Here is a 10,524-nt window from a genome sequence, read left to right as displayed (position 1 = left end):
CTTCTCAAGACTTTTGCCTTTAGCTAAATCATCAATTAATTTATCAAGGATTCTAATATCTTTATATATTGGATCTTCGATAGAATCGATTTTAACCCCACAAATACTTCCCTTAACGTTAAATCGTTTTTCATTCATTTTAGGTGCATTAACAAAGAATTCTTTATAACTAATATCTGATAAAGTTAATTTTTTTATCTCTTCCTCTTGATAACCTGTAAGCCAAGTGATGCAAGAGAGCATTTCTGCTTCACTTCTATTTTTTCTTACAACCTTATTCAAAAGCAGAGTGTAAATTTTTGAAAATTTATAATTAAATACTTTTTCCATACAAACAATGAGGGTCCCCTTTTGTTAGGAGACCCAAAAAGAAAGTTATCTAAGAACTGGAGTATATCCACCTAAAAGCTCTGGGATAATCAAGCTAATTTGTGGAATGAATGAAACCAATAATAGACAAAGAATCATACAAGCATAGAATGGAAGTGTTGCCTTAACAACTTTTTCCATTGGAGTCTTACCAACTGCAGAACCGATGAAGAGTACTGCACCAACAGGAGGAGTAAGAAGACCAATACCACAGTTAAGAACAACCATGATACCAAACTGAATTGGGTCAAGTCCGCAAATACCTGTTGCAATTGGAAGTAAGATAGGAGTTGCAATCAAGATGATTGGTGCCATATCCATGATACAACCAAGTACAAGAAGGATAAGGTTAAGTAAGAGGATTAATACAACTCTATTACTTGTAAGTGATGTAATTGCAGCTGCTGCCATATCAGGTACATGTAAAGTTGTAAGACAATAACCAAATACAGAAGATGTTGCAATAAGAATAAGTACTATTGAGAGAGTATTAATACACTCTTCGAGAGCCTTCCAAACGCCCTTCCAGTTAAGACCTTTGTAGATAAATACAGATACAATTAATGAGTAAATTACTGCGATAGCTGCAGATTCAGTAGCTGTAAATAAACCACCTACTACACCTACTACTACAATAATTACTGCAGCAAGTGCCCATATTGACTTACCAAGCTGGACGATGAATTTCTTGAGGCTGAATTTTTCTCCCTTTGGGTACCCTCTCTTAACAGAGATAATATATGAACCAATCATGAGGGATGCTGCTAAGAGTGCTGCAGGTAAATAACCAGCAAGGAAGAGGCTACCAACAGAAATACCACCAGCAGTTGTTGCATAAATTACCATGTTATGTGATGGAGGTACTAAGAGACCTTCACATGAAGAAGTAATTGTAACAGCTGTTGAGAAGTCAGCATCATAGCCTTCATCAACCATCATTGGGATAAGAATAGATCCAAGAGAAGCTGTATCTGCACTAGCTGAACCAGAAATACCACCAAAGAAGTAAGAAGCTACAACGTTTACCTGTGCAAGACCACCTCTCATCCAACCTACACATGAGTTAGCAAGTGCGATGAGTTTATCTGAAATACCACCAGAACCCATTAATACACCCATTGTAATAAAGAATGGAACTGCCATTAATGAGAATGATGAAATACCTTTAACCATCAAACGACATACATCGTTAAGGCTGTTTCCCTGAACTAACATACAGAATACTGATGAAAGACCTACTGCATATGCAATTGGGAAACGTAGGAAAATCATTACAAAAAAAGAGCCAAGGAGTACCAAAATAGCTAAAGACTGTGTATCCATTTATTTATCCTCCTTAACAAAAAATAATTTAACATGGTTGTAAATTGCTTCAAGCTCAAAAATAACCATTGCAAAACCTGCAAGAGGTACCGGGAAGTACATCCAGAAACGGCTTAACCAAGGAAGTGAAACGTAGAAGCCTCTGCTACCAAGAGTTGAAGTATATCTCCAACCAACAAATAACATGATAAAGCCAAGAGCAAGAACTGCAATATCAGCAATAATATCAAGAATTCTTAGAGCTGTTTTTGGAATATATCTATCAAATGCAGTCATTCTGATGTGTGCGCCACGTCTAATAGAGAGGGCAGCAGAAAGTACAGCCATATAAGACATACAAGTAAGAACAACTTCTTCTGTCCATGCTGGGTCAGTTAAGAATGGAATATATGGACCTAATAGTCTACCTGCTACTGCATAAGATGTAATAAGAATATCAGCAATGAGCAAAAGTTTACAAATGATTAATACAATTTTGTAAGTCCAGTCATATGCAGGTTTAATCTTATCCATCGTTTCAAAGAATTTAGGCATAAAATTATCTCCTGTTTAATCTAATACAGGCGCGGGTGATTCTCCGCGCCTGAGAATTAATAAAGAAATTAAAGACTATTTGAGATCCTTAATCTTCTGGTAGAGAGCTGCATTAGACTTTGTCTGCTCTGTGATAACCTTTTCACAAGCCTTTGCCCATGGAGTCTTATCTGCAACTTCTACTACGTTACAACCTTCAGCCTTGAGGAGGTCGAGAACTTCATTTTCTTTAGCTTCAGAAATCTGAGCATTGTAAGCCTGTGTAAGTCTACCAGCTTCCATGATAGCATTTCTCTGTTCGTCGTTAAGCTTGTTCCATGCTGTATCTGTGATAACTGCCTGGATAGCACCGAGTGTGTGACCATCGAGGATGAGAGTATTTGCTACTTCTGGGAATGCATTAGATCTGTAGTTAGCAATTGGCTGTTCAGCACCATCAACAACACCTGTCTGTAAAGCTGAATAGAGTTCACCAAATGATACTACTGTAGGAGAAGCACCAAGTCCCTGAACCATACCGTTCATAACTGGGTCGTTAGATACACGAATCTTTAAGCCTTTGAAGTCTGCAATGCCCTTAACTGGCTTAACTGTAAAGAAGTGTCTGAAACCTTCTTCACCATAGAAGATACCTCTGAGTGGAAGACCAATTTCCTGTGGCTCATTGAGGAATTCTGAAGCAAGATCTGAATTAGCAAAGTTCCAGAAGTGCTCTCTTGATTCAAATGTAAATGGGATTGAGAGAAGCTTTGACTTCTGTGCACCATAGCTTGTTAGTGCGAATGCTGAAATTCTTGAAATATCTACAGAAGTACCGCCACCAACCATTGAATCGAGAACGTCGTTTTCACTTCCGAGAACACCAGCTGCCTGGATATCGATGATAACAGAACCATTTGTAAGTCTTTCAACCTGTTCCTTGAAGTACTGAGCTGTCATACCTACGATAGAATCGAGTGGGTTTACTTCAGCATAAACAAGTTTAACTGGACCAGACTGCTTAGCAGCACCAGTTGATTCATTAGAACCATTAGCGAAAACACTTGTCATTGCGACAAGAGCGATGAGTAATACAGCTAAAAACTTTTTCATTATTTATCTCCTTGCTGTGTGATTAAAGAAAGATAGGTAATTAATTCCTTCCCCCTTTTTATAATACCTTAAAGCACCCAAACTCACAGCGCAAGAGAAAATTGAAAATTTGAAAAGATTCAAAAAAAATGTAAAATTACATATCTTGAATAGCTTTGATAATTTGTTTTTCCTTTTCTGTTCTATTTTCATATAATGAAGAAATTTGCTTTCGATAATATGACTTCTCTTCCTCAGTTACTTCCGTAAGTATTACCCCTTGCTCTTTCATCTTTTTTAGGGCATCCTCTTCTGCTTTCTTCCAAAGATCTCTTTCATATATAGCACTTTCTTTAGCACATTGCTTAATAATATCTATATAAGAAGGATTAATAGAATTAATCTTTTCGAAAGTTTTTTTGCTCATTACTTGTAGCTCAGGAATTCTAATATGTTCATCAAGGAGCATGTATTTAGCGACTTCACTATGCCCCATAGAAACGTATGATGGGAAATTATTCTCAGCCCCATTAATTTTTAATGTTTGAAGAGAAGAATAAACATCACTATAAGGTATTTGAACAGCATTTGCACCAATTACGGATACTACAGCACTCATAAAATCTGATTCCTGTACTCGTATTACTCTATCCTTTAAATCAGAAATACTATTTGCTTTAGTAATTGTATAGAAATTTCTAGCACCTGCATCAAACCAAGAAAGCCCTTCAATTTCACTATCTTCAGTAAGAGTTAAAAAGTAATTTCCTATTTCACCATCTAAAACTTTCCACATATGCTCTGAATCACGATAGAGAAAAGGTAGTTCTAATACCTCAAATTCATTTAAATAAGAAGCAAAGGTACCAAGAGAAAATCTTGAAAAATCAATACCTCCAAATATTACTTGCTTTAATACCTCATTTTCATTTCCAAGAGTTCCATCTGGATAAATAATAATCTTTATTTTACCTTGAGTGCGATCTGAAACTAACTCAGAAAACTTAATTGCTGCTTGGGTAGTAGGATAATTAGATGCCTGGTTATCAGCATAACGTAAGATTAATTCAGGCTTTGTATTATCCTCGTTACTTTTATTACATGATGGAAATAGAACAAGAACCAACATTAAGAGGATATAAATCATATATTATTCCTCTTTTGACTTTTTCTATATTCTGTAGGAGTTAATCCTGTACGTTTTTTAAATGCACGTGTGAAATACCCTGCAGAATCATAACCAACTAAGGAGGCTATTTCAGAAGCTCCCTTCAATGGATCTGTTAGGTATTCTTTTGCAGCATTAATTCTTAAATCAGTAAGATAATCTAAGAAATTAATTCCTGATTCCTTTTTAAATAATGCTGAAAAGTATGTAGGATTTAAATTAACCATTTCAGCAACTGAATCGAGAGAGATATCAACTCTCATATAGTTATGCTGTAAATATCTTCTAACCTTCTGAACCAAGATATTTTCTTTTTCTATATCTTTATTTTCAGTATTTATTTGACTTACGACTTGAGTTAACTGCTTTTGTGTTTCCACTTGGTCCATAGCAACCTTAACTGCACGAATTAAATCATTTTTATCTACAGGCTTTAAAATATAATCTGAAGCACCAAGTTTTAATGCTTCCTGAGCATATGAAAATAATGGAAAGGCTGTGATAAAAATAATTTTTACATCTTTCTTTTGTTCAAGAATTAGCTTTGCAGCCTCCAAGCCAGAAATACCAGGCATTTCGATATCAAGAAGAACGATATCAGCCTCTGCAATAATGGCCATAGTTGCGGCTTGCCTTCCATTTTCAACAACTCGTAAATCTACTTGAACTCCAAAAGATTGTTTAAGATATTGAGATAACATCTCTCTTTCAGCTTTTTCATCATCAGCGACAACTATCCTAAACATTTTTTGCCTCCGTATTTTTTATTATCAATTCAATATCAGTGCCTTTATTCAATTCAGATTTAACACTCATACTACCATTATCACCAAGTCTTAATCTTGCTGCTACATTATATAGTCCTAAATGTTCACCGCTTGCAGAATGTTCTGAAATCCTATTTTCTATCAATTTTAATTCATCAGAACTCATTCCTAAGCCATTATCATGAACAATTATTTTAATTCCACTTTCAAAAGGCTCCACATAAATATCGACGCATCCACCTTGTTCTAATGGTAAAATTCCATATTTAAAGCTATTTTCGACTAAAGGTTGTAAGATGAATGATGGAACATAAGTTTCAGTTACATCTATCTCATCATCAATATGCCAGAAAAGCAACAATCTATCACCAAAGCGCTCATGATAAAGTATGTAATATTCATTAACTATTTTTATTTCTGATGATAAAGGTGCATAAAAATCATTACTTGCAAGTGAATACCTAAAAAGATTACTAAGACTAATTAATAAACGTTCAGTTTTTACAGCCTTCTCCTGTCGTGAACTATAAATGGTTAAATTTAATGTGTTGAAAAGAAAGTGAGGATTAATTTGACTTCTAAGCTTTTGAAGCTGTTCCCGCTCCAATATTGATTCAAATTCAATTGCCTCATTTTCTTTTTCTTTAAGCTCAATCTCCATTTTGTGTTTATCTTCAAGAACATTAACAAGATTTTTCATTGATCTTTTCATCTCGTTAAATACAACAGCAAGGTTTTCTATCTCTGCAGATCCCTTTATTTCAACATCAGGACAATCAAGATTACCTTCTGAAATAGCCTTTGCAGACTTAGAAAACAAATCCATTGAACTAATAATTTGAATAAAATCATGAACAACAAAGCAACCAAAAAAAATCATAATGATAATTGCTAAAGTTTGAAGTTTTTCTAATTCATCATTTAATAATCCTAGAGATGTGTAGAGCTTACTACTATTATTAATTAATACTTCAAGAAGCTCTCTTGCATATTGTGCAAGGAAAATACCACAATCCTTCATTTTTTCATAGTATAAATTTGTTGCAGCTGGAGTAGATCCTATTAATTGAAGATTAACTATTTGTTCAAATAAATCGGAAAAACTTTTAGTTGTTGTAATCATTGCTTCAAATAGGACATACTCTTCCTCTCCAAAATTATTTTTGAGGTATTCAAATGTTTTCAGCTTTGAATCAGAGTAATTAACAAACTCATTTTTTTTCATCAAAAGTTCAGATAAATCACCATAATCCCATCTATATGAAGCTAAATAATGATTTATCTCCTCCAACTTTGATAGGTATTCTGATAACGCCTGAACATCATTTCCTCTATCCATCATTGGAGACAGAATCTCATTGTTTCTTACCTGCGATAGCGATAATTGAAGTAATAGAGAGAACATAAAGACAATTAAAAAGACAAACATCCTAATAACAGATGAATACTTTTTACTCTTTCTTTCTCTTTTCATATTTAAAAAATTATCATGGCTTATTAAACCTTTTCAAGCTTTATCCTTTCATTTATATTATTGCTATGAAAATTAGTTGTAATATAAGCGAAAAAATATTTAGAGATTTTACAATTTTTAATATCCTTAAACGATTAAAATACTGGAAAAGTCCAGTAATCTTTGCATCAATATTAACACTCTCAGCTATAATATGCTTTGTAATGAAAACTGTTGATGGAGCAGTTTTGCTTGGTTCTGTTTTGTTAATAGTCGGACTAGGCGTTCCTGCTGTTTACTTTATCTCATTTTTCTTATCATTAAATAAACAAGTAAAAATGCAAAACTTAAACCCACCAAGATGTGCGTATACTATAGACATACTAGATAAAGATGATGGTATTTTTGTTTCTAATGAAAAGGAACAAGTAACATATCGCTATAAACAAGTTTACCATATCTACCTTACAAAGGAGTGCCTTTACCTATTTATGACTCCTCAAAGAGCTTTCCTTTTACCATATAATGATATGAAAGATTATATGGATAACGTTATTTTTATATTAGAAAAGAGAACTAAAAACAAAATTACAGACTTAAGAAAATAAAACGACACTACAAAGAATTTTTACAAAAATTTTTCTTTTTTTCTTATTTACTGTCAAGTTCAACAATTATTGAGTTATCAACAAGTTTTCAACATTATTTTGTCTATCTAGAAGTTCTAATTTTCCCTATTAAAGTTATATAACTATAATAGCCCTGTATTTTATACAACACTAGATATAGTGTTAGTTTATCCTTACCCACTCTTAGTATGGTATATTTTCCACTTGCTTATTCAAAAAACCTATGCTATGGTTGACAGTGTCCGAGGTTAAAATGAAAGTAATAAAAAGAAATGGTTCTGAAGTTGATTTTGATATTAGCAAAATAATTACTGCTATTACAAAAGCAAATAATGCTAATGTTTCACATGAATTATCTGAAGTCCAAATTAAGGATGCTGCAGACTATATTCAGTATAAATGTGAGAAATTAAAAAGAGCGGTTTCTGTAGAAGAAATCCAAGACATGGTTGAAAACCAGATCATGGCTAACGGAGCTTTTGAAGTTGCAAAAGAATACGTAAAATATCGTTACCAGAGATCATTAATTAGAAAAGCAAATACAACAGACGATAGAATTTTAAGTCTCATTGAATGTAACAATGAAGAAATTAAGCAGGAGAATTCAAATAAAAATCCTATCGTTAACAGTGTACAGAGAGACTACATGGCTGGTGAAGTTAGCCGTGATATTTCTGCAAGACTTCTTCTTCCTAAGGAAATTGTTGATGCAGATAAAGAAGGTATTATCCACTTCCATGATACTGACTATTATGCTCAGCACATGCATAACTGTGACTTAGTAAATTTGGAAGATATGTTACAAAACGGTACTGTTATTAGTGAAACTATGATTGAAAAACCACATAGCTTCTCAACAGCTTGTAACATTGCAACACAAATTATTGCTCAAGTTGCTTCTAACCAATATGGTGGACAATCTATTTCACTTGCTCATCTTGCTCCATTTGTTCAAATTTCTAGAGAAAAAATTAGAAGAAACGTTGAAGAAGAAATTCAGATGCTAGGAATCAATGCAGATGAAAAGACTAAATCTGCCATTGTTGAAAAGCGTCTTCTTGATGAAATTAAAAAAGGTGTACAGACAATTCAATACCAAGTAATTACTTTAATGACTACTAACGGTCAGGCACCTTTCTTAACTGTATTTATGTACCTTAATGAGGCAAAGAGTGACTCTGAAAAGCATGACCTTGCTCTCATCATCGAAGAGATGCTTAAGCAGAGAATTCTTGGTGTTAAAAATGAAGCTGGTGTCTGGATTACACCTGCATTTCCTAAGCTTATCTATGTTCTCGAAGAGGATAATATTAAGGAAGGTACAAAGTACTTCTACCTTACAAAATTAGCAGCTCAATGTTCTGCTAAGCGTCTTGTTCCTGATTACATTTCAGAGAAGAAGATGAAGGAATTAAAGGAAGGTAACTGTTTCCCTGTTATGGGTTGTAGATCAGCTCTTAACCCTTGGAAAGATGAAAATGGTAACTACAAGTTCTATGGACGCTTTAACCAAGGTGTTGTAACTATCAACTTAGTTGATGTTGCTCTCTCCTCACACAAAGACATGGATGCATTCTGGAAAATTTTTGATGAGCGCTTAGACCTCTGTTATAGAGCTCTTATGTGTCGCCATAATCGCTTAAAGGGAACTCTTTCTGATGCAGCTCCTATCTTATGGCAAAATGGTGCAATTGCAAGACTTAAAAAAGGTGAACCAATTGATAAACTCCTCTATGGAGGTTATTCAACAATTTCACTTGGTTATGCAGGTCTTTGTGAATGTGTTCGCTATATGACAGGAAAGAGTCATACAGATCCAAGTGCAACAGGTTTTGCTCTTTCTATAATGCAACACATGAATGATATGTGTGCAAAGTGGAAGGCTGAAACAAACATTGCCTTCTCTCCATATGGTACCCCTATTGAGAGTACTACATATAAGTTTGCAAAGTGCTTACAAAGAAGATTTGGTATCATTGAAGGAGTAACAGATAAGGGTTATATCACAAATAGCTACCATGTAAATGTTACAGAAGAAATCGATGCCTTCTCAAAGCTTAAATTTGAAGCACAGTTCCAAGCACTCTCAACTGGTGGTGCAGTAAGCTATGTTGAAGTTCCTAATATGCAGAACAACATCGAAGCTGTTATTGCAGTTATCCAATTCATCTACGACAACATTATGTATGCAGAGTTAAATACAAAATCTGACTACTGCCAAAAATGTGGTTATAGTGGTGAGATTCAAATTGTCAACGATAATGGTAAGCTTGTTTGGGAGTGTCCAAACTGTGGTAACAGAGATCAAGATACCATGAATGTAGCAAGAAGAACTTGTGGCTATATTGGAACTCAATATTGGAACCAAGGTAGAACAGAAGAAATTAAAGATAGAGTCCTTCATCTTTAAGATTAAAACGAAACATATGAGGACGTCGAATGATGTCCTCATTATTATTTTTATACTTATGAATTACGCAAATATTAAATATTATGACATCGCTAATGGAGAAGGTGTTAGGACCTCTCTCTTTGTTTCAGGTTGCAGACATCATTGTAAAGAATGCTTTAACCAAATGGCTTGGGATTTTAAATATGGTAATGAGTTTACACGCAAAGTAGAAGATGAAATTATTGCATCCCTAGAGCCTTATTACATTGAAGGTTTAACTCTTCTTGGTGGAGAGCCAATGGAAGTAGAAAACCAAGAAGTGCTTCTCCCTTTTTTAAAAAGAGTCAGAGATAAATATCCAAATAAATCAATTTGGATTTATTCTGGTTTTACATTTGAAGAATTACTAGGTAAAATTCCTTCAAGAGCTGCAACTAAAACAGCTAAAGAGATTTTGAAGCTATGTGATGTACTTGTAGATGGGCGTTTTATTTTAGAGGAAAAAGATATCTCCCTTCAGTTTAGAGGAAGTAGAAATCAAAGAATAATAGATTTAAAATCAACTTTCTTACAAAATCAGATAATAATTTGGAAAGATTGTAGAATAGGAGTTTGATAATGACTTGTCACAATAGTGCAAAAAAAGGTGAAATCGCATCCTCTGTATTGATGCCAGGAGATCCAAAAAGAGCAAAATTTATCGCTGAAAACTTTTTACAAGATATTAAGCTTGTAAATGAAGTAAGAGGTGCTTTAGCATACACAGGTAAATATAAAGGCAAAGAAGTATCTGTTATGGCAAGTGGTATGGGCGATGG

10 protein-coding genes and 1 pseudogene are annotated in these 10,524 nt (G+C 34.0%); 4 read left to right on the top strand and 7 right to left on the bottom strand.

Features of this window, described 5'->3' with window-relative positions:
• The 7 genes from SOY52_RS05975 to SOY52_RS05945 form a co-directional block, all read right to left on the bottom strand.
• Positions 1 to 330, bottom strand: a 330-nt coding sequence (locus SOY52_RS05975; protein WP_320848058.1) for a DUF2200 family protein, incomplete at its 3' end; no start/stop codon positions are given.
• 45 nt (positions 331 to 375) lie between these two features.
• Positions 376 to 1,692, bottom strand: a complete 1,317-nt coding sequence (locus SOY52_RS05970; protein WP_320848057.1) for a TRAP transporter large permease — start codon at positions 1,690 to 1,692, stop codon at positions 376 to 378.
• Positions 1,693 to 2,226, bottom strand: coding sequence for a TRAP transporter small permease (locus SOY52_RS05965; protein ID WP_320848056.1), 534 nt, complete (start codon positions 2,224 to 2,226; stop codon positions 1,693 to 1,695). It abuts the gene before it with no gap.
• 75 nt (positions 2,227 to 2,301) lie between these two features.
• Positions 2,302 to 3,318 carry a TRAP transporter substrate-binding protein gene (locus tag SOY52_RS05960; RefSeq protein ID WP_320848055.1) on the bottom strand — a complete coding sequence of 339 codons (1,017 nt, stop codon included), beginning with the start codon at positions 3,316 to 3,318 and terminating at the stop codon, positions 2,302 to 2,304.
• 136 nt (positions 3,319 to 3,454) lie between these two features.
• Positions 3,455 to 4,444: a TRAP transporter substrate-binding protein gene (locus SOY52_RS05955; RefSeq protein WP_320848054.1), complete on the bottom strand. Its 990-nt coding sequence runs from the start codon at positions 4,442 to 4,444 to the stop codon at positions 3,455 to 3,457.
• Entirely contained in the window at positions 4,441 to 5,211 is a 771-nt protein-coding gene (locus SOY52_RS05950; RefSeq protein WP_320848053.1) for a response regulator, read from the bottom strand. The genes SOY52_RS05955 and SOY52_RS05950 overlap by 4 nt, the downstream gene beginning before the upstream one ends.
• Positions 5,204 to 6,706, bottom strand: coding sequence for a sensor histidine kinase (locus SOY52_RS05945; RefSeq protein WP_320848052.1), 1,503 nt, complete (start codon positions 6,704 to 6,706; stop codon positions 5,204 to 5,206). The genes SOY52_RS05950 and SOY52_RS05945 overlap by 8 nt, the downstream gene beginning before the upstream one ends.
• A gap of 65 nt (positions 6,707 to 6,771) precedes the next feature.
• Between SOY52_RS05945 and SOY52_RS05940 the strand changes: the two genes are divergently transcribed.
• From SOY52_RS05940 to SOY52_RS05925, 4 genes and pseudogenes are all read left to right on the top strand, one after another.
• The gene (locus SOY52_RS05940) at positions 6,772 to 7,293 is read left to right on the top strand and encodes a YcxB family protein (RefSeq protein ID WP_320848051.1); all 522 of its coding nucleotides are present in this window, start codon (positions 6,772 to 6,774) and stop codon (positions 7,291 to 7,293) included.
• Positions 7,294 to 7,567: 274 nt separating this feature from the next.
• Positions 7,568 to 9,724, top strand: coding sequence for an anaerobic ribonucleoside-triphosphate reductase (gene nrdD / locus SOY52_RS05935; RefSeq protein WP_320848050.1), 2,157 nt, complete (start codon positions 7,568 to 7,570; stop codon positions 9,722 to 9,724).
• 58 nt (positions 9,725 to 9,782) lie between these two features.
• Positions 9,783 to 10,322 (top strand): anaerobic ribonucleoside-triphosphate reductase activating protein, encoded by a 540-nt coding sequence (gene nrdG, locus SOY52_RS05930; RefSeq protein WP_320848049.1) that lies wholly within the window; start codon positions 9,783 to 9,785, stop codon positions 10,320 to 10,322.
• A 2-nt stretch (positions 10,323 to 10,324) separates the two neighbouring features.
• Positions 10,325 to 10,524, top strand: a pseudogene (locus SOY52_RS05925) (purine nucleoside phosphorylase DeoD-type); the annotation flags it as partial.

The sequence above is a fragment of the Bullifex sp. genome, from assembly GCF_034103065.1.
Taxonomy (GTDB): Bacteria; Spirochaetota; Spirochaetia; order Sphaerochaetales; family Sphaerochaetaceae; genus Bullifex.
The sequence above is the reverse complement of the archived record's forward strand: the minus strand, read 5'-3'. Positions and strand labels throughout refer to the sequence as shown.

What these genes read in the sequence shown, in the direction of transcription:
- SOY52_RS05970 (WP_320848057.1), bottom strand. Translation starts at nt 1,692, where the DNA reads ATGGATACACAGTCTTTAGCTATTTTGGTACTCCTTGGCTCTTTTTTT.
- SOY52_RS05950 (WP_320848053.1), bottom strand. Translation starts at nt 5,211, where the DNA reads ATGTTTAGGATAGTTGTCGCTGATGATGAAAAAGCTGAAAGAGAGATG.
- SOY52_RS05965 (WP_320848056.1), bottom strand. Translation starts at nt 2,226, where the DNA reads ATGCCTAAATTCTTTGAAACGATGGATAAGATTAAACCTGCATATGAC.
- SOY52_RS05940 (WP_320848051.1), top strand. Translation starts at nt 6,772, where the DNA reads ATGAAAATTAGTTGTAATATAAGCGAAAAAATATTTAGAGATTTTACA.
- SOY52_RS05955 (WP_320848054.1), bottom strand. Translation starts at nt 4,444, where the DNA reads ATGATTTATATCCTCTTAATGTTGGTTCTTGTTCTATTTCCATCATGT.
- SOY52_RS05960 (WP_320848055.1), bottom strand. Translation starts at nt 3,318, where the DNA reads ATGAAAAAGTTTTTAGCTGTATTACTCATCGCTCTTGTCGCAATGACA.
- nrdG (WP_320848049.1), top strand. Translation starts at nt 9,783, where the DNA reads ATGAATTACGCAAATATTAAATATTATGACATCGCTAATGGAGAAGGT.
- SOY52_RS05945 (WP_320848052.1), bottom strand. Translation starts at nt 6,706, where the DNA reads ATGAAAAGAGAAAGAAAGAGTAAAAAGTATTCATCTGTTATTAGGATG.
- nrdD (WP_320848050.1), top strand. Translation starts at nt 7,568, where the DNA reads ATGAAAGTAATAAAAAGAAATGGTTCTGAAGTTGATTTTGATATTAGC.